Origin of the sequence: Terriglobus albidus, assembly GCF_025685425.1 — a bacterium.
Lineage (GTDB): Bacteria > Acidobacteriota > Terriglobia > Terriglobales > Acidobacteriaceae > Terriglobus > Terriglobus albidus.
In genome coordinates, this window is record NZ_JAGTAS010000048.1 from 106,323 (window position 1) to 125,068 (window position 18,746).

Genomic DNA, 18,746 nt, shown 5'->3' on the forward strand with positions numbered 1-18,746 from the left:
CCCTGTTGCTGGGTATCCCGGAAGAGGAGGTGCAGCGGCGTTTTCATTGCGGAAAACGCCCCATCGATGAGGAAGTCCCACTCTACACCCACAGGGAAGATGCTCTACCCGACGCTCCGGTATGCTGCTGAGATGGGTGGAAATCTGCACTCGCTGGAATTGGTGCTGATGCTTCTGCTGGCCTTCGTCGCGTCGATCGCGGGTGTGGCCCGGCGGTGGCAGAAGCCGTATCCCATTGTTCTGGTGATCGGCGGCCTGCTGCTTAGCTTTGTGCCGCATCTTCCCGCCATCCCACTGAATCCGGATATCGTCTTTCTGGTCTTCCTGCCTCCGCTGCTTTACTCCGCTGCATGGCAGACCTCGTGGCGCGACTTTCGGTTCAATTTCACCAGTATCGCCATGCTTGCCGTCGGCCTGGTCGCATTTACTGTCATTGGTGTCGCCTGGGTGGCTAACCGCTGGCTTTTGAAGGAGTTTGACTGGCGCGCCGGTGTGCTTCTGGGGGCGGTGGTCTCGCCGACCGATGCTATTGCTGCCAGTGCGATCGCCAAGCGGCTGGGGCTGCCTCGCCGCATCGTGGACGTACTTGAAGGCGAGAGCCTGCTGAATGACGCCACTGGCCTTCTGGCTCTCGAGTTCGGCCTGGACCTCATGCTGCACGGTACTGCCCCTACGGTTACGGGAGGGGTTCTCCGGCTGCTCTGGCTGGTAGTCGGCGGTGTCGGTGTCGGCCTGCTGCTCGGCATTATCTTTACCCGGCTGGAGCACTGGATCGACGATGGTCCGGTTGAGATCGCTCTCGGGCTCGTCGTGCCCTACGGCGCCTATCTCGCGGCGGAAGAGGTCAGAGCCTCCGGCGTTCTGGCTGTGGTGGCCTGCGGCCTTTATCTCGGCCAGCAGTCGGCGCGTATCTTTTCGCCACAGGTCCGGATGCAGGCGTATGCGGTGTGGGAGACATTGGAGTTCACCCTCAACGGCCTGGTCTTCGTTCTCATCGGGCTGCAACTGCCTACCGTCCTTGCGGGCATCAAGGGATACAGCCACATGGAGATGATCCGGAACGGCATCATCCTCTCCGTCGCCCTGATCGTCCTCCGGCTTGTCTGGGTCGCTCCCGGTTCACGCGTGGCCTACTTTATCCGCCGGCATCTGCTCCGGCAGCACGTGCCTTATCCCGCCATGAAGGCGTCGTTCGTCGTGGGCTGGACGGGGATGCGCGGTGTCGTGGCTCTGGCGGCCGCGCTCTCGCTGCCGGAGGAGATCCAGCAGAAGAACCTCATTGTCTTTCTGACCTTCTGCGTCATCTTTGTCACGCTGGTGCTGCAAGGTCTCACCCTGCCGAAGGTCATCAGGGCTCTCGGACTCGATAACATCAGTGGCCCAGACTGCGAAGAGAACGAGGCGCGCAAACTTGTACTGGAAGAGGCGCTCGCCTATCTGCAGGAGAGCCGGGATCGGGCCGGAGAGCACGCCGGTCATGCCTATGAGGATCTGATCCATCAATACGAGCACCGTCTGGAGGCGGTTGTCGACTGCGGCGAGCCGGAGACCACCGAAGGGCACTCCCATCGTTATCGCGAGGTCGCTCTCGCAGCCATTCACACGGAACGCAATGCACTTCTCCGTCTGCGCGACGAAGGTCGTATCAGTGACGAGGTGCAGCGCAAGATCGAGCGTGAGCTCGATCTGAGCGAAGCCCGCAGGGAGTCCCCACTATGAGTCATCCGGACTTTACCAATCCCTTCTGGAGCGGCCTGGTGACCGCGAATGCTTCACTCGCCATCGGCGGAGATCTCGCGCGTCGTTATCCGCCGGAGGTGATCCCCTTCGGCGGCGTTGCAGATGTCCGCGATCCCGCTTGCATGGCTGCCTTCCGGGATCTGTTGCAGCCTGGTGAAAAGGTTTATCTCACCGGTGACGATCTGGCCCCGGTGGATGGCCTGGTGGAGAGCGTGCTTCTCCCGGGCGTGCAGATGCACTTCGCGGGCGGCTCTTCTGAGAGTGTCTTCAGCGACCAGGTGGTTCCGCTGGGCAAAGCAGAGGCGCATGAGATGGTTGCGCTCACGGATGTGGCCTTTCCCGGGTATTTCCGTCCCGCGACCTGGAAGCTGGGGCAGTACTACGGCCTCCGCGTCGAAGGAGAGTTGATTGCCATGGCTGGTGTTCGGGTCTCGCTGCCGGGCTGGCGCGAGATCAGCGCTGTATGTACGCATCCGCAACATACCGGGAAAGGATATGCCGCTACGTTGATCCGCCACGTGATGGCGGAACACCGCAAAGCCGGCGTGGAGAGCTACCTGCATGCGGCTGCCGCAAACCACCGCGCCATTGCCATCTATGACCGGCTGGGCTTCACGCATACGAGGAATATCAACTTCCGCGGCATGCAGCTTGCTTGACACCTCCGGCCCGATCACTATGCTTAGAGTTTCGCAGTGAAAACAGGCTGCGATCGAGTGAGGTCTTGCCCGCATTTGAACTGCCGCGTCTTTTATCACGACAGATGTTTTGATGGAGCGTGCTCCGCGTCGCTGTTTACACGTTTTCACCGGGAGTGCATTGGCACAGCGTCGGAGTATCAGTACCAGGGCCTGGTGCATCGTGCCGGAGCTTTATTCGATGGCGACGAGTTCGTCGGCGATGAGAATGCCATTGTCGATTTCAAATACTCGCCCTCACCGAAACTGACCTGGTGGTTTGACCACCATCAGTCGGCCTTTCTCACCAGGGAAGATCAGGCTGCCTTCGAGACAGGCCAACTCGATGGCTCGAAGACAATGCGGCACTTCTTCGATCCCACTTACATCTCGTGCACTAGCTTCATTGCGCATATCGCCAGCACGAAGTTCGGGATGGATGTCAGCGGGCTGAAGGATCTTATTTATTGGGCCAATATCGTGGACGGCGCCAAGTATGAGAGCGCTGAAGCCGCGGTCGGCATGAAGGAAGCCGCCATGCGTCTGACCATGGTGATTGAGTCTACGCAAGACGATACGCTGATTCCACGTCTGATCCCGATGCTGACAGAGATGCCGCTGGAAGAGATTCTGAAGCAGCCGTTCGTTGCCGATCTGCTGGAGCCGTTGTTGGCCAAACATCAGGCATCGGTCGAATTGATCGGTTCGCGCGCGACGTGTGAGCGCGGTGTGATTACATTCGATATCACCGATCAGCCGACCGAAGGCTATAACAAGTTCATTCCGTACTATCTCTTCCCTGAGGGCGTCTATAACATCGGCCTCAGCAAATCATCATTCCGTACGAAGGTGGCCGTGGGCACAAATCCATGGACGAAGGTCCCAGTGGAGAAGCTGGTGAACCTCGCCGCGATCTGTGAGCGCTACGGCGGCGGCGGTCATGCCCGCGTCGGCGCCATCAGCTTCCCGCCCGACAAGGAGTCCGAAGCGCGCGAAGCCGCTAAGGTGATCGTGGAAGAGTTGCGAACCACATACGAAGGTTGAACCGCAATAACGAACGCAAGCCTGTCTATCGGGGTGTATCAACAAACAATTCCAAGGCAGTAGGTATTCGTTGCCCCATTCTTTCGTGAAGAAAGGGTGGGGTATCGCGCTTCGCGCGACCGTATTTTCCGTCGACAGGCCCTCGTAGGAATTTGGGTATTCCTTACCCATCCTAGCGTTGCGAGGATGGGGCACCCGGGCGGGGAAAATGTCAGAAAAGCAGATTTCTCCGCTACCCTTCACCCGAACCAGCAAAGCTGGTCGACGACTCCATAGCTTCGAAGTGACAAAGGATGCCATGGTTCTAAGCGCTGAAGGCGCGTTCCATATCAGCCTGGGGCAACGCCCCAGGTATTGTTCACATTGAACGATGAAGGGCTGAAGGCCCGTTCTATAACTCGGCAGTGACCCGAGGGACATGGCGCACTCAGTGTATCGACTGTCTCGAATATGTCGCCTCTTCATTCATCGAAGTTATCGATACGCGTTAATCGTGGTTGCGTCGATTAACTGCCTGAAAGCTTGAAAGATCTTTTGGTGCGTTTATCGATACATGATTACCAGAGGAATAACGAAGGTAATGATTCGAAATATCGCTATGTTGCACAGGGAGTAAACCGGATAACTTTTCGGGAATCGGCAACGCTGAATCGAATAAATCCGGTAATCTTTTGCGAAAGAAAGGGGCTATCTTTAATCAACTTTAGTCAGATTGATCGATATTTATCTCTTTATCGGAGAAGCTGCGCCGATCCCAGAGAATTTTTGAAATGCGCATGTTCTCCCGCCTCGGTCTAATACCTTCCGGCAAGGCCCTCTCCCTGCGAACGATTGGTGGGCTGACCGCGGCTCTTTTTCTTCCTTTTCTTCTCACGCGCGTCAGCCTGCATGTTGATGTTCTGAAACATGTACCGTTCGCACTGGCACTGCTCTTTGTTGGGGCGATTACTCTCTGGCAGCGATTCCATGCCGGTATTGTGGCTTCCTTATCGATGGCTTTGGGAGCATGGCGGAAGTTTCTCGAACTGGACCATGGCGAGCATCCGGTTCGCGCGGTTATTCGGGCAAGTGTAACCTTCGGCATAGGGTGTCTTTTCGCTGCCGGCTGGGAGTGGCAGAGGCGAAACCGTGATTGCCTGGCTTTTGCCTTGTCAGAACTCGGCGCGCGAAGAGAAGTGCTTACCGAAGCACAGAGAGCCTCAAAGTCCGTGGCATGGTCCTACAATCTTTCAACCAGCCGCATGACATGGGAGGAGGATGGCCTGGATGTCTTTGGAAGATCGCTCTTCGATGCGTCCACTCCTCAAACCTCATTGGAGCTCGTCTATGAGGACGATCGCGATCGCGTGTCACGTCTGTATCAGGAGGCGCTTCAAAAAAACGCACCCTTTGAGATCGAGTTCCGGTGTCTATGGCCGAATGGAGAGATGCACTGGCTTGAGGCGCGTGGGAAGCCATCGGCCACAAGGCCGCATACCTGGATTGGCATCACAAGCAACGTTGACACCAGGAAGCGATCGGAGCAGGCGCTGATTCGATCGGAAAAGCTGGCAGCGATTGGACGCCTGTCTTCCACCATTGCGCACGAGCTCAATAATCCATTGGCTGCGCTGACCAACCTGATCTACCTCGCCCTGGCTGATCCGAAGCTGTCGGATGAGTCGCGCGAGTATCTTGCAGTCGCGCACACACAGATCAGGCGCTTGAGCACCGTGGCGAGACATCTCCCGACCCAGCGGGCATTCCCTCAGGGAGGCCCGGCCGATCTCCACGAGATAGCGAAGGAGGCCGTCGATCTATTTGCAGCGCGGTGTGCATCCAAGGGGTGCCGGATAAGAACCGTCGAGAAGAGCCCGGTGAGAACCAGCGCTCCTAAGGAAGACGTTATGCAGATCCTGATCAACCTTCTGAACAACTCCTGCGATGCCGTAATCGAAGGGATAGGAGAGATCGTGGTTGAGGTTTCTTCTCAGGGAGAGGTCGCCTGTATTCGCATCCTGGACAATGGACCGGGTATTCCGGCCGAGGTGCTCAAGCACCTCTTCGAACCCTTTTTCACCACGAAAACTGATATCGGCACAGGTGTCGGTCTTTGGATGGCCAGAGAGCTTGCAGTCCGGTGTGGTGGACGCCTCGTCCTTGGCGACTATGCCGCGTCATTTGCGACCGTCTTTCACCTGGAACTTCCACTGTCCTAGAGGATTTTCCCTGTTGCTGGGTTTCCTGGAAGGGGCATGCGGCGGCCATATGCGGATGCTCTGGACTACACCCACAGGGAAAATGCTCTATTTCTTGGGTGCCAGCTCTTTCAGCCTTTCGATGAGCGCCAACGGATGCACCGGTTTAGCCAGCAATGGATACTCGTATCCGTTATCACGAGCGTGATCGAGGAGTTCCGTGATTCCCGCTTGCCCGGAAAAAAGCACAATAGTCGTGGCGGGAAGCATCTTGGAGATAACGAGCGCCAGCTCGATGCCATTCATCTCAGGCATCTTGACATCGGTAAGGAGGCAGTCAGGTTGAAAGGAACGAGCCGTCTCTACAGCTTGCCAGCCGCCGTATACCGCTCTTGCCTCGAAGCCGGCCCCACGAAGAATTGCCGCGGTCGTATCCGCCAGAAGTTTCTCGTCATCGACTACCAGAACCCGAAATTTTGCGGGCGAAGATCCATCTTGATTCGATTCCGGTAGGCTAAAACCCGATACAGAAGGTTCTGTGCCGTCGGTCAGGCGGACGGCCGGCTCCACATACGGCGCCATGGCATATCGGTTAGCTATCACGTTGAGCACCATCGGGTTTCGCTGTAGTCCCTTCAAAACTGCCAAATGGCAGGTAGATTGTGACCGTTGTTCCGCTGGCCCCTGGCTCCGTACTGCTGGAGATGGAAATCTGGCCATGATGACGTTGGACAAGCTGGTTCGCTACCCATAGACCGATACCGGTTCCGAGGTTTCCCTTGGTGGTAAAGAACGGTTCAAAGACTTTGTCGAGATGTTCGCGGGGAATGCCGCCGCCTGTGTCCCGGACTGTGACTTGAATTCCATCACGATCCACCTTCCTGGTCGATGCAACGGTAATCGACATGCAGCCGCCGAGGCGCATTGCGTCCATTGCATTAGAAATAATATTCGACAACACCTGAATGATCTCTCCGGGCCGGACCTTGATCTTTCGCAGATCGTTAAAGGTTGTGTCCAGCACAATATTGTGCGCATGGAGCCGGGGCCTGTACACCGACAGGACGTTCTGGACCAGATCGTGGAGGTGGACCTCACAGGGCGATGCATTATCGCGATAATAGCCGAGTGTCTGCCTGGCAATGTGGGAGACGCGTTCAAGCTCGCTCTCAGCCGTGCCGAGATATTCCTGGATCTCCTCTCTGGAAGCACTGCTCTGGCGGGCGAGGAAGATAAGGTTTAACACTGACGCAAGCGGGTTATTGATCTCGTGGGCGATGGCTGCCGCCATGCGGCCCGTAGCCGCAAGTTTTTCCGCCTGGACCAACAAAGATTCCATCTTCTTGCGTTCCGAGATATCGCGGGCAATCTTGGAGACTCCAATCACTTCACCTGCATCATTGCGGATGGGAGAGATGGTGATGGAGACCTGGAGCAGATCGCCGTTCTTGCTGACACGGGTGGTCTCGTAATGCTCTATCTTCTCCCCGGCGCGCAACTTCTCTAGAATCTCCCCTTCCTCGTACTGAAGCTCTTCCGGAATCAAACGCAGGATTGGCTGCCCGATCATTTCTTCTTCCTGATAGCCGAAAAGGCGCACCGCTCCTTTATTCCAGCTTGTGACAATCCCGCTGAGGTTCTTGCTGATGATGGCATCGTCAGCCGAATCGACGATCGCAGCCAGACGGGAACGGTTCTCTTCGGCGCGCCGGCGTTCCGAGATATCCCGGGCGATCTTGGAGGCGCCGATGATGGCTCCGGAATCGTCCTTAACGGGCGAGATCGTGACCGAGATGGGGAACCGTTCTCCATTCTTCCTGACCCGCGTGGTTTCGAAATGCCGGATGCGCTCTCCAGCGCGGAGTTTGGCCAGAATCGCGTCTTCTTCATATTGCAATTCTTCGGGGATAAGCCGCCGGATGGACTGCCCCACCATCTCTTCAGCTTTGTAGCCAAAGATGTTGTGTGCTCCTTCGTTCCAGCTTGTGACGACTCCCTCCAGATCTTTGGTGATGATTGCGTCCTCCGAGGATTCAACGATGGCAGCAAGGAAATTCTTCCCTGTTTCGGTAAATACACTTTCTTTTCCGAAGAGTTCCGCAGACAATGCTGTCTTCTTCAAGGGGGGCTCCGGCAGATGAATAGTGGCGCTTGGAGCAAACAACTCCAACAGGCTTTGGATGCTTTTTCAAGGGCGGACAGTTGTTACCTTCAAGCAACAATATCGTGCAGCGATGAAGGATGGAGCATTTTCCCTGTAGGTGAGTCCAGAGCATCCGCATCTATGGTGTTTTACGGCAATGAAAATGCCGCTGCACTTCTCCTTCGGGATACCCAGCAACTGGGAAACTGCTCTGGGCGATGAAGTGGGCATGCTCAACCGTTGTTGAGCCGATTGTCTTAAAAGCAAAAGCCCGGCGCTTCCGCCGGGCTTTTTTCCACGCCTAAAGGTCACTACGGTTTCAGCTTCGCGAACCATCCCAGCTTCGAGATGTCGTTGAAGATCACCATCGCCGCGAAGAGCAGCAGGCAAACGAAAGCGACCTGGTAAACCCGCTCCTTGAGCTGCTGATTCAGATCGCGGCGGATGACTGATTCCACGATCAGCATCAGGATCATGCCGCCATCCAGAATCGGAATCGGCAGCAGGTTAAAGATGCCAAGGTTGATCGAGATCATCGCCATCAGACGGAAGACCGTCCATACTGAGTCGCGTGCGGCAGCGCCGATCTGCTGGCCGATGCCAATCGGGCCGGAGAGGCTCTTGACCGAGACCTGGTGCGTGAACATCCGCTTCAGCACCTCGACGATCATGGTTGAGTCTTTCCAGTTCTCCTGGGCCGACTGCGCGACAGCCTCGCCCCAGGGCAACTGCGAGATCCGGAGCGGCATCTGTGCCGGGCGGAAGCCAAGACGATACTTCTTGATGCCGTTGCCGATGTCGCCGATCTCCGGCGTGACGGTTGTCGTTAGCGTCTTGCCGTTGCGGAGCACCTGCAGCGTTGAAGTCTTTCCGGCCTGGTCGTTGAGATATGCCAGCAGTGCGGGGACAGAACGAAGCTGCAGACCGTCGATCGCGAGAATCTTGTCGCCCGGCTGCAGACCGGCACGCTGCGCCGGAGTTCCTCCATCCACCTCATTGACGCCGATCGGTGCATCCTGCATCGTCGGCACCATGCCCAGGCTCTGCATCGCTTCGGCATTGAATTCAGTGGTCTTGCCAACGTTGACGTTGAAGCGGGTATCAACGCGCTGACCGTCGTGCAGGTAGCTCATCGCCACGGTCTGATTCATGTTCAGCGCGGCCCGGCGCAGCACGCCTTCCCAGTCCGGATTCTCAGTGTTGTCGAAGTGAACAATCGTGTCGCCACTTCGTAGACCCGCGGCGTCTGCCGGAGAGCCCTTTACAACGTAGTTCACGCGGGCCGGTCCGGAGATGTACTCATCCACCTCGTTGTGGAAGTGGAACACCAGAACCATGATGGCGAAAGCCAGGATGAAGTTCGCAACCGGTCCTGCGAGCGCAATGATCACGCGCTGCCAGCGCGGATGCGCATTGAACTCACCGGGATCGCCAGATGGTTCTTCGCCCGGATTATCACCTGCCATCTTCACATAGCCACCGAAGGGCAACAAAGAGAGCCGGTAATCCGTATCTCCACGGCGGAAGCCGATGAGACGGCGGCCAAAACCGATGGAGAAGGTCTCAACGCGAACGCCGCACCACTTCGCGGCAAGAAAGTGGCCCAGCTCATGCACGAGCACCATAATGCCCAGCACGATGGCGAGATAAATAATGGTTGTCATTGGGAGTGTGTCGGTGACCTCAATGGGTGGCAGCCTGGCTCAGGGCTACCTCGCGTGCAAGCTGCCGAGCCTCATGGTCTGCCGTAAGCACCGCTTGAATGGACGCGGGATGGCCGGGCTTGGTTAGCTGGAGCACTGATTCTATTGTACGAGGAATCCCCAGGAAGGGAATACGTCCTTCAAGGAATGCCGCGACCGCTATCTCGTCGGCCGCATTCAGGGCAATGCAATGCGCCGGACCGGCCTCGGCAGCCTCATAGGCAAGCCGTAGACAGGGGAACCGGGCGAAGTCAGGTTGCTGGAAGTCCAATTGGCTCAATGACTTCATGTCGAAGGTCAGATCCGACGGAATGCGCTCCGGGTACGCCATGGCGTACAAGATCGGCAGCCGCATGTCGGTAACCGAAAGCTGTGCCAGGATGCTGCCGTCCACGTACTCCACCAGCGAGTGGATGGTCGACTGGGGGTGAATCGTCACCTGGACCTTGCCGGGAGGGAGGTCGAAGAGCCGGCAGGCCTCGATGATCTCCAGTCCTTTGTTCAACATAGTCGCCGAATCGATGGTGATCCGCTGACCCATCACCCAGGTCGGGTGCTTCAAGGCCTGTGCCGGCGTGATCGATGCGAAAAAATCAAGCGGTGTGTTCCGAAATGGGCCTCCCGAGGCTGTCAGCCAGATCTGCTTCACCTCAGCAGCGGTGCCGCCGCGCATGCACTGATGAATCGCATTGTGCTCGGAATCGATAGGCAGCAGAGCAACGTTGTTCCGCCGCGCCTCGGCGATGATCAGCTCGCCTGCAGCGACCAAAGCCTCTTTGTTGGCCAGGCCGATGTCCTTGCCCGCTTTGACCGCCTCATACGTGGCTTCCAGTCCGGAGACGCCGACGATGGCGGAGACCACAAAATCGACCTCAGGCAGCGTGGCCACTGCAATGGTTCCCGCCGTGCCATGCAGCACATCGATACCGGTGACGCCTTCAGCCCGCAGCCGCGCGGCAAGCTGGTCAGCAAGCTCTTCATTCGCCATGGAGACCAGTCGCGGTCTCCACTGCTTGCACTGTGCAACGGCTACGTCCAGGTTGCGTCCGGCAGCGAGCGAGACGGGCTGAAAACGATCTGGAAAGCTTTCGCAGATAGAAAGAGTGCTGGCGCCGATGGATCCGGTAGAGCCGAGGATAGCGATCTTCTTTACGGACATTGCTTCTCAATTCTAGCGTTTAGCGCTTTTCAGATCCTGATATTGCGCGATTCCGGTACCGATCCATCAGAGCCGTTCAACATTGTGCGAGAGGCGGAATCCGGCTTTTTTCAATGCTTCGATTGAACTCGGGAGGTTCACGGCACCTTGCACGGCCGCGTTTAGCAAGACCGCAAGTGTTCCGGCTGCAGGAATACTCCGCGTTTCCGCCTCGTTTCGTCCTGCCCATTCGTCGATCAGTAGAACATCCGCATGTAATTCGAGAGCAAGACTAATAGCTTCCCGTTCTCCGGCGCCCAATGCGTCGGGAAGGGTATCGTCTATTTGTTTTGGGGAGCGAATGCTAACCCACGAGGGCGGATTTGCAGCCCATCTTTGAACAGCCATTGGGGCTGCCGCATGTTGCATTTCAATCAAGACTGCTCTAGGAACGATGAGCGAGCCATACATCGTAAGCAATAGATCCTGCTGCCCGAGAAGAATCAAATAGTTCAATGGGCTGGTGTCTGCGACGATGATCATTCTGCTTTAGCGGGCAACTGATCCAGAATGCTGAGGTCGTGGTCCAGATCAGCAACGGTATAGTCGAAGACTCCGTGTCTTTGCAGGAATCCATCCACCTGCAAGCAGGTTTCGAACCCAAGCACCTGACGGACCTGTTCCATCGTCAGCCGATGTTCCCGGTAAGCGCCGGCTACGGACTCTTCAAGGAGAAGACGGGAGCCATCGCTTCCAGACGGAATGATCTGGGAGACGAACTCATCCGGAATTTCAACCGTTACCTGCATGCATCATCAGGGTAGCAGTCCGGGAACCGGAATACCACGTCAAACCCCAGCAACTAGAACGACTGCAGCAGCAGCGCATAATACAGCACCGGCGCTGCGAAGAGCAGTGCATCGATGCGGTCCAGAATGCCGCCGTGCCCAGGCAGAAGATTGCCGGAGTCCTTCACGCCTGCGCCGCGCTTGATGGCCGACTCCAACAGGTCGCCGATCTGTGCTGCCACATTGATCAGTGCCGCGAACAGCGGTACCTGCAGCAGGTTGAGACCCACATCCAGAATCGACTGTCCACGCGCAGCAAGCCATTGTCCGAACCACGTGAGCAGCAGTCCCAGAAGAACGGATGCAACCACGGAGGCGATCGAGCCCGACCATGTCTTGCCTGGTGAGATCGACGGCGCCAATTTCTTTCCGCCGATTGCGCGGCCGATATAGAGCGCAGCGATATCGCCCGACCACACGCACACGAAGAGGAAGATCAACAGTCCGGTCGACTGCGCGGCGAGCAGGTATAGCAGCGAGAGCGGCCAGGCAATGTACAGCAGGCCAAACGCTCCGGCGGCAGCATCTTTCAAGACACGCGCGGTAGGCTCCGCAAACAGCGAGATCACGAAGAGCGAAAATGCCAGAAGTGTCAGCACCGGCAACTGCAGGTTGGGCGTGAAAAATGTCGCCGCGAAGAAGGTGAGGATCGCGACGCCCGTCCACCAGTAAGGGATCTTCGCTCCGGAGAGATTTACCAGGCTGGTGTATTCAAAGCCCGCAAGCAGAGCGACCAGCATGCCCGCCAACAGCAGAAGCCATGGATAACGATTGCCGAACCACAGCAAAGCCGCGACGGCGAGAATTAAAACTGTGGCGGTAAGAATCCGTTGCATGAGTGCTGGAGCATTTCCCTGTAGGTGTAATGTAGAGCTTCTGCATCCATAGGCGTTTTCCGAAATGAAAACGCCGCTGCACGCCCCTTCCGGGATACCCAGCAACAGGGAAAATGCTCTACAGGGAAGGTACTAGGTGCGGGGCGTAGGGGGCAAGAACGACAGAAGGTTGAATAGTGGAATAGTTGAATCGTTGAATCGTAAAAGCCACCTCCATTGCAATGTTGGGCGGCCCAATTCGAATGGTAACGGGAGGTCCGTTATTCAACCATTCAACTATTCAACAAGTCCACCATTCAACTACTTCACAAGCGCTTCAGCCTCAGCCGCTGTGCCATGAAGCTCTTCTTCATCGGTGGTTGAATCACCCAGGCCGCCATAGCGGCGTTCGCGGCCCTGGTAGGCAGCGATAGCCTCCAGCAGATGCACTCCCCGGAAGTCAGGCCACAGACGTGGCGTCACGAAGATCTCCGAGTAGGCGATCTGCCACAGAAGGAAGTTTGAGATGCGCATCTCGCCCGAAGTGCGTACCAGAAGATCCGGATCGGGAATCTGGCCGGTGTACAGCCGAGGTCCGATCGTCTCTTCGTTGATGGCGTTGAGCAGCTCTTCGCCGGTCTTGCCCGCGGCAATGGCGTCGCGCAGAATGGCGCGGCAGCTATCCACAATCTCCGAACGCGAGCCGTAGTTCAGCGCCAGCGTTAGTGTGGTGCCAGTGTTCTTCGCCGTCTGCTCCTGCGCCCATTGCATGCTCTCCTGGACCTCGGCAGGAAGCTCGGTCAGGCGGCCGATATAGTTCATGCGGACGTTATTGTCGTTCATCCGCTTCACGTTCGAGACCAGATAGCTCTTCAGCAGCTTCATCAGGAAGTTCACTTCCGATTTCGGCCGGCGGAGATTGTTCTCGATGGAGAAGGCATAGAGCGTCAACCAGGGCAGGTTGATGCGCGTCGCCGTTTCGACGACAAACTGCACGGACTCGGCGCCTTGCTTGTGGCCGAAGAATCGCTTTAACAGCCGTTTACCGGCCCAGCGTCCATTGCCGTCCATGATGATCGCAACGTGCTCAGGAATACGGGCGGGGTCCAGCGTGCGGTAGATTGCCATCTCTTCGGGAGAGAGCTCATGCACACGGCTGGGCTGTGAAAGGGGCAAAACAGGTCACCTCGTCATCTTCGACCGTAGCACGCCGGGCGGCTCGGGGCAATTGACGTTGTGTTACAGCGTGATCAGCACGGCTGCGGCCACTGCAATCGCAAAGCCCAGATTTTGGCGTGCCGTGGTGCGTTCTTTCAGGATACGGCTGGCCAGAATAATGGTGGATGCGGGGTAGAGCGATCCCAGCACGGCCGCCACATCCAGCCGTCCGGCCTGCGTGGCGGCGATATAGAACAGGTTGCCGGAGGTATCGACGACGCACCCGGCCAGAACCCAGTAAACCGACTTTCGGGGGAGCCAACCCCCGGTCGAAGACATCCCCCGGCGGCGTCCGGCTGCGCTGACCAGGGCAAGGGTGATGGCGCAGGTTGCCAGCGAGCCCACGCGGGTGGTGGCCATCGGCAGCAGCACCCCTTTGGTCCCCTCTCCGGCCCATTTGATTGCTGTAAAAAAGATGCCGAAGCCCAGACCTGCGGCCAGCGCCAGCCAGGTCGACCGTTTGGCATGAGCATGGGCCGCCTCAGCCAGCTCGTGCTCGCCTTCCGCCCCGGCGATGAACCAGATCGCCACCGCCGCCAGCAGAAAGCCCAGATACCGGCGCCACCCTGAAGATCCCTCGGTAAAGGCCGAGATCACCGCCGGCAGCGCCGCGGCCAACAGGCCGCTGATGGCCGCGGCCGCGCCCATCGCTCCGCCCGACAGCGAGACGTAGAAGATCGCCAGCGCCAGTCCGTTGGCAACGCCCGCGACAAGGCCCCACAGGATGGCCGCCCTGCCCGGAATGGGGTCTCCCAGCGACCAGGCAATCAGGCAGACAACCGTCATCGAGATGGTGTGCGACAGCAACACCACCCGCAAGGCTGCCGGGACTGTCCCGCCGGAGTGCTTTGAGGCCAGGCCGCCGCAGAAGTCTCCGCCGCCCCAGAAGATGGCGGCCAGCAGACCGAAGATGGCATTCGATTGGAGGAGAGCTTGCATTGGGTCGTCTGTGATACAGATGCGACGGCAGGGCCTTCGGGTGCGTAAGTTGCTGCAAACAAAAAGGCTCAGTTCCCGTGGCCGGTTGTGTGGCCAGGAACTGAGCCCTTTGATGATTTATCGGACGCGGGTAGGGGTGTTCTCCCGGGCATCGCGAAGGCTTGGGATGAAACCCTCCTTCGCTGTGACGGTCAGGTTCGGACGCATCACACGCACATCGATGGAGCGATACTTTCCGTCGATAAAGTTCTTTGTGTAATAGCCAACCGTGTACTGGGCGCGCATCGTGCGACCGATTTCGGCAAAGCTGTCTTCGATCGCCCGCTGCCGCCATTCGGAGTACAGCGTGCCGCCGGTGGCGTTGACGTACTTCGGCAGGATGTTGTCCTGCATCATCATCGGCAGGTGGAACTTCTCTACCCAGCCCAGGCCCCATGCGGCAGAGTCGCCCACCAGCGTGCCCCAGACCGAGATCTGGTTGGTCTGCAGATAGCGGCGAACCTCGGTGAACTTGGCATGCGAGCCATATTCCTTACCGTCAGAGATGACGTAGATCACGCGGCGACGATCCTTCGGACGCGTTGCCAGCTCCTCGGCCGCGGCAAAGATCGCATCGTTCAGGGTGTGCTGTTCCTTTGGAATGGTCAGGGTCATACCCTGTTGGTTGCGGCGAGGCGAGGTGTTGGCGTCGAACTGGCGGCCGTTGATCGTGGTCGTCTGTGCCAGCGGGCCAGTGTTGTCGTAGAGGTCCACTTCGCGGCCCTTCGATTTCGACCGTTCCAGAATTGCCGGCAGACGGGCCGACTGGGAGCCGGTAAAGTCCGTCTGCTTTTTGGTGCCGTTGTTGTACGTAAAGACCGCTACCTCGTCCTGTGGCGTAAAGGCGCCGGGCAGGGCTCCGAGCGATGAGTTCACCTTCTCCATGACGTTGAAGGGCAGGCTCTGGTCAATGACCAGGGCGATCGAGAGTGGGAAAGGATCAACGGTAAAGAGCTTGATCTCCTGGCGGATGTTGTTCTCGTACACTCGTACATCTCGCCAAGTCAGGCCGTAGACCAGATTGCCCTTATTGTCCTTGACGGTGAAAGGCACCTGCACGAAGTTGACGTTCGTGCGCAGAATATACGCCGGAGCCTCACCCGGCGCTGGAAGGTCCGGCGGTGGGCCTGGATTGTCGTCCGGCGCAGGGGGCTTTGCCGCCTGCGGGACCTGGTTCTCATTTGCCGGTTTGGGGGCGTCGGGTACCGTGCCTTTGCCGGGCGCAATGCCCGAAAAGACCGGCGAGGGCGCGGCCGAAGGAGCGTCCGGGATGGCCTGCTGCTGTGCGGATTGCGTCGCCGACTGTTGCCCCGCCAGGGCAACTGCCATGACGCCTGCCATAAGTCCCAGTTTCACTAGATCTTGCCTCGCTTTCTTACCTATAGAAGACTACCAGCGCGGTGATTCGGAGTCACCGCCTTCTATAGTTTTTGACGCTGGAGTATGGTTGGGGTTGCTGGAAGGTGCCATCAAACTCCTGACGTGCACCAATGGCCGCAAACGGCGTCTAAAAGGATGATATGCAGCGAATGACGTGGTGTGTTGCAGCAGTGTTAACCCTGGCGTGCGTCTCGGTGCTTGCCCAGGAGGCTCCGTCCCCCGGCGGCGCTCCGCCTATGAGCTCCGCCCCCAGCGCCGCCCAGGAGGCCACTGACGCCCAACCCACCCTTCGGGTGAACGTCAATCTGGTCAACACCTACTTCTCCGTCCGCGACAAGAACGGATTCGTCACAGATCTGACCAAAGATTCCTGCTCCGTTCGCGAAGACGGCAATCCGCAGACCATCAAGAACTTCACGACGGAAAAGAGCCTTCCGCTGACGATCGGTATCCTGCTGGATACCTCGGGCAGCATGGAGCGCATGCTCCCCATGGAGCAGGATGCGGGTTCCGAGTTCCTGAAAGACGTTCTCACGCCGAAGGACGAGGCCTTCCTCATCACCTTCGATGTGAATGTCGACCTGCTGGCGGACTACACCAACAATCAACGTGAGCTTGACCGCCAGATTCGCAAGGCCCAGATCAACACCTCATCTTCCTCCGGCGGTATTCCCGGCATCGGCGGCGGACCGGTACCGACCAGCAACCCGCGCGGAACGCTGCTCTATGACGCGGTCTACCTGGCAGCCCACGATAAGCTTCGTCCCGAGGCCGGCCGTAAGGTGATCGTCATGCTGACCGACGGCGTCGACCAGGGCAGCCAGGAGACGCTGAAGTCCTCCATCGAGACAGCGCAGAAGGCTAACGCCATCGTCTACGTCATTCTGGTGGAAGACCGTAGCTTTTACTCCAACGGCGGCATCACCTTCGGCGGTGGCGGTGGTGGCTACATGAAGAAGCTGGCCGAAGAGACCGGCGGACGCATGATCGATGTCGGCTCCAACGGGAAAAAGCTGAAGGATGCGTTTACTCAGATCAGCGATGAACTTCGCACACAGTACCTTATGAGCTATACGCCAACGAACTTGAAGCTGGACGGCACCTTCCGTAAACAGGAGATCGACTGCGGCAAAGGGTTGAAGGTCCAGGCACGCCGTGGATACTACGCGATCGACGAAGCGGCGAAGGACTAGAAAGGGTGCTATCCAATTCGAGCGAAGCTCGAATTGGTGGGAGCCGAGGGCTTTCAGCCCTCGGTCTAGCACGTCTAGAGAAATGGGCTTTTAGCCTTGGGTTTTGGATAGAAAACCCAGGGCTAAAGCCCATTCCTTCAAAGGTCAAAATCAGCGGGCTGAAGCCCACTGCTCCCACCCATATGTGAGGCAGGCAATGAACTTTCGGTACCCATACCGTACGTCTTCAACTTTCAACTTTAACTTTCAACTGTTTGCCTACTCTGCCTACTCCGGAAATAGAGAGGCCTGCTCGGCCGGGGGGCCATCGAACCTGGTCGCACGTTCCAGCCTCAACAGCGCTTCCTTGCGATGCTTTCCACCGCCGTAGCCGGTCAGCGATCCGTCAGCGCCAATTACGCGATGGCAGGGGATCACCACGGCGAGACGGTTCTGTCCATTGGCCGCACCGACTGCGCGCGATGCGCCCATGGTTGTACCGGCGGCGATGGCAAGTTCGCCATAGCTCGCGGTTGTACCGTAGGGAATTTGTCGCAGGGCATTCCACACACGAAGCTGAAAGCTTGTGCCCGGAGTGATGAGGGGTACGGTGAACTCCTGCAGGGTACAGGCGAAGTACTCCGCGATCTCCCGCTCAATGGCATCGTGATGCGATGTTCGTCCGGGCAGAATGGTGTAGCCGTAGCGCTTCTGCAGCTCGTGTTCTTCAGTGGGTAGAGCGGGCCGGTCGTAGAACTCCAGCAGCACCAGGCCGTTGTCTTCGGCCATGGCGATCATCAGTCCGAGCGGAGTCTGAAAGATGCTGGAGTAGAGCTTCTTCATGACACAACCGTGTTTTGATCATAGATCGTCTGCCGGCCCACCGCGAGCGTCAGGCGTCCATCGCTCCCGAGTAGACGGCCATACCGACAACAGCGTCCACGCCAAAGGCGTCGAGATCATCGACTTCCTGCTTCGAGCGGATACCACCGGCGACAATCAACTGCTTCGTGGTCGTGGCGCGCAGAATGGCGGCGGTATCGATGGGGAAGCCCTGCATGGTGCCCTCGGTATCGACGTGGGTGTAGAGGAAGGCAGCGCAGTACGGTTCCAGCCATGTGATGGCCTCTTCCGGCGTGAGATCGACGTTGGCCTGCCATCCGCGTACGGCAACTTTGCCGTTTTTGGTATCGACAGAGAAGACCAGGTTCTCTTCGCCCACTTCCTTCTGGAGGGATGCGGCGAAGTCCTTGCGGATTAATTGGTCGGGTTTGGCGTCCGGCTCGGTGTTGAAGAGCGAACTACCGAAGATCACACGCTTGGCTCCGCTATCCAGCAGTGCACGGGCATCGTCGGCGGTGCGAATGCCGCCACCTACCTGTACCGGCAGACGCTTCGCGATGTCGTGGATCAGCGCACGGTTGTCGCCCTTGCGCATAGCGGCGTCTAGATCGATCAACTGTACGAGCGGATACTTGCTGAAGCGATTAATCCAGTAGTCGAAGTCATCGAAGCTCAGCTTCAGCTCCGCTCCCTGGCGAAGCTGCACAATCTTTCCGTTCATCAGGTCAATGGATGGAATCAGCACGTCACGACAACCTTTCTAACGTTGAATCTTACTCATTTTTGTTTTGTCATCCTGAGCTTAGCGAAGGACGCGCCGTCTTATCTTTCCTCTGAAGCAGGCAATCACTCAACCCCACCCATACGGTA

General features: G+C 57.9%; 17 protein-coding genes. 5 read left to right on the forward strand and 12 right to left on the reverse strand.

Annotation, left to right across the window (positions count from 1 at the left end; translation table 11 throughout):
* The first annotated feature begins 66 nt into the window (after positions 1-66).
* The 4 genes from OHL21_RS08465 (at position 67) to OHL21_RS08480 (ending at position 5,659) form a co-directional block, all read left to right on the forward strand.
* Complete coding sequence (locus OHL21_RS08465) at positions 67-1,719, forward strand: Na+/H+ antiporter (RefSeq protein WP_263416819.1); 1,653 nt, start codon at positions 67-69, stop codon at positions 1,717-1,719.
* On the forward strand, positions 1,716-2,399 hold the full coding sequence (locus OHL21_RS08470) for a GNAT family N-acetyltransferase (RefSeq protein ID WP_263416820.1): 684 nt from the start codon (positions 1,716-1,718) through the stop codon (positions 2,397-2,399). The genes OHL21_RS08465 and OHL21_RS08470 overlap by 4 nt, the downstream gene beginning before the upstream one ends.
* 75 nt (positions 2,400-2,474) lie before the next feature.
* Positions 2,475-3,461, forward strand: coding sequence for a DHH family phosphoesterase (locus OHL21_RS08475; protein ID WP_263416821.1), 987 nt, complete (start codon positions 2,475-2,477; stop codon positions 3,459-3,461).
* A gap of 770 nt (positions 3,462-4,231) precedes the next feature.
* On the forward strand, positions 4,232-5,659 hold the full coding sequence (locus OHL21_RS08480) for a sensor histidine kinase (protein WP_263416822.1): 1,428 nt from the start codon (positions 4,232-4,234) through the stop codon (positions 5,657-5,659).
* Between the two features lie 87 nt (positions 5,660-5,746).
* Here OHL21_RS08480 and OHL21_RS08485 read toward each other — a convergent pair whose 3' ends face one another.
* The 10 genes from OHL21_RS08485 to OHL21_RS08530 form a co-directional block, all read right to left on the reverse strand.
* Positions 5,747-6,241, reverse strand: a complete 495-nt coding sequence (locus tag OHL21_RS08485; RefSeq protein WP_263416823.1) for a response regulator — start codon at positions 6,239-6,241, stop codon at positions 5,747-5,749.
* Positions 6,231-7,760, reverse strand: a complete 1,530-nt coding sequence (locus OHL21_RS08490) for a PAS domain-containing sensor histidine kinase (protein WP_263416824.1) — start codon at positions 7,758-7,760, stop codon at positions 6,231-6,233. Before OHL21_RS08490 ends, OHL21_RS08485 begins: the two co-directional genes overlap by 11 nt.
* Positions 7,761-8,092: 332 nt before the next feature.
* Positions 8,093-9,445: an RIP metalloprotease RseP gene (gene rseP / locus OHL21_RS08495; protein WP_263416825.1), complete on the reverse strand. Its 1,353-nt coding sequence runs from the start codon at positions 9,443-9,445 to the stop codon at positions 8,093-8,095.
* 19 nt (positions 9,446-9,464) lie between these two features.
* Positions 9,465-10,643, reverse strand: coding sequence for a 1-deoxy-D-xylulose-5-phosphate reductoisomerase (locus tag OHL21_RS08500; RefSeq protein ID WP_263416826.1), 1,179 nt, complete (start codon positions 10,641-10,643; stop codon positions 9,465-9,467).
* A gap of 66 nt (positions 10,644-10,709) precedes the next feature.
* Positions 10,710-11,165 (reverse strand): hypothetical protein, encoded by a 456-nt coding sequence (locus OHL21_RS08505; protein WP_263416827.1) that lies wholly within the window; start codon positions 11,163-11,165, stop codon positions 10,710-10,712.
* A complete protein-coding gene (locus OHL21_RS08510; protein ID WP_263416828.1) occupies positions 11,162-11,431 on the reverse strand; it encodes a UPF0175 family protein in 270 nt (89 codons plus the stop codon). Before OHL21_RS08510 ends, OHL21_RS08505 begins: the two co-directional genes overlap by 4 nt.
* Positions 11,432-11,484: 53 nt before the next feature.
* Positions 11,485-12,306 (reverse strand): phosphatidate cytidylyltransferase, encoded by an 822-nt coding sequence (locus OHL21_RS08515; RefSeq protein WP_263416829.1) that lies wholly within the window; start codon positions 12,304-12,306, stop codon positions 11,485-11,487.
* Between the two features lie 300 nt (positions 12,307-12,606).
* Entirely contained in the window at positions 12,607-13,461 is an 855-nt protein-coding gene (locus OHL21_RS08520) for an isoprenyl transferase (protein ID WP_263416830.1), read from the reverse strand.
* 63 nt (positions 13,462-13,524) lie between these two features.
* A complete protein-coding gene (locus tag OHL21_RS08525) occupies positions 13,525-14,442 on the reverse strand; it encodes an EamA family transporter (protein WP_263416831.1) in 918 nt (305 codons plus the stop codon).
* Between the two features lie 117 nt (positions 14,443-14,559).
* Entirely contained in the window at positions 14,560-15,837 is a 1,278-nt protein-coding gene (locus tag OHL21_RS08530; protein WP_263416832.1) for a VWA domain-containing protein, read from the reverse strand.
* A 173-nt stretch (positions 15,838-16,010) separates the two neighbouring features.
* Here OHL21_RS08530 and OHL21_RS08535 point away from each other — a divergent pair, with 173 nt between their 5' ends.
* Positions 16,011-17,054, forward strand: a complete 1,044-nt coding sequence (locus OHL21_RS08535; protein WP_263416833.1) for a VWA domain-containing protein — start codon at positions 16,011-16,013, stop codon at positions 17,052-17,054.
* A 267-nt stretch (positions 17,055-17,321) separates the two neighbouring features.
* Here OHL21_RS08535 and OHL21_RS08540 read toward each other — a convergent pair whose 3' ends face one another.
* Together OHL21_RS08540 and OHL21_RS08545 are read right to left on the reverse strand one after the other, a co-directional pair.
* Positions 17,322-17,876 carry a methylated-DNA--[protein]-cysteine S-methyltransferase gene (locus OHL21_RS08540; protein WP_263416834.1) on the reverse strand — a complete coding sequence of 185 codons (555 nt, stop codon included), beginning with the start codon at positions 17,874-17,876 and terminating at the stop codon, positions 17,322-17,324.
* 49 nt (positions 17,877-17,925) lie between these two features.
* Positions 17,926-18,621, reverse strand: coding sequence for a 1-(5-phosphoribosyl)-5-[(5-phosphoribosylamino)methylideneamino]imidazole-4-carboxamide isomerase (locus OHL21_RS08545; RefSeq protein WP_263416835.1), 696 nt, complete (start codon positions 18,619-18,621; stop codon positions 17,926-17,928).
* Positions 18,622-18,746 lie beyond the last annotated feature (125 nt).

Coding starts and splice junctions, on each gene's coding strand:
- OHL21_RS08465 (WP_263416819.1), top strand. CDS start 67: ATGAGGAAGTCCCACTCTACACCCACAGGGAAGATGCTCTACCCGACG.
- OHL21_RS08470 (WP_263416820.1), top strand. CDS start 1,716: ATGAGTCATCCGGACTTTACCAATCCCTTCTGGAGCGGCCTGGTGACC.
- OHL21_RS08480 (WP_263416822.1), top strand. CDS start 4,232: ATGCGCATGTTCTCCCGCCTCGGTCTAATACCTTCCGGCAAGGCCCTC.
- rseP (WP_263416825.1), bottom strand. CDS start 9,445: ATGACAACCATTATTTATCTCGCCATCGTGCTGGGCATTATGGTGCTC.
- OHL21_RS08500 (WP_263416826.1), bottom strand. CDS start 10,643: ATGTCCGTAAAGAAGATCGCTATCCTCGGCTCTACCGGATCCATCGGC.
- OHL21_RS08505 (WP_263416827.1), bottom strand. CDS start 11,165: ATGATCATCGTCGCAGACACCAGCCCATTGAACTATTTGATTCTTCTC.
- OHL21_RS08510 (WP_263416828.1), bottom strand. CDS start 11,431: ATGCAGGTAACGGTTGAAATTCCGGATGAGTTCGTCTCCCAGATCATT.
- OHL21_RS08515 (WP_263416829.1), bottom strand. CDS start 12,306: ATGCAACGGATTCTTACCGCCACAGTTTTAATTCTCGCCGTCGCGGCT.
- OHL21_RS08525 (WP_263416831.1), bottom strand. CDS start 14,442: ATGCAAGCTCTCCTCCAATCGAATGCCATCTTCGGTCTGCTGGCCGCC.
- OHL21_RS08535 (WP_263416833.1), top strand. CDS start 16,011: ATGACGTGGTGTGTTGCAGCAGTGTTAACCCTGGCGTGCGTCTCGGTG.
- OHL21_RS08540 (WP_263416834.1), bottom strand. CDS start 17,876: ATGAAGAAGCTCTACTCCAGCATCTTTCAGACTCCGCTCGGACTGATG.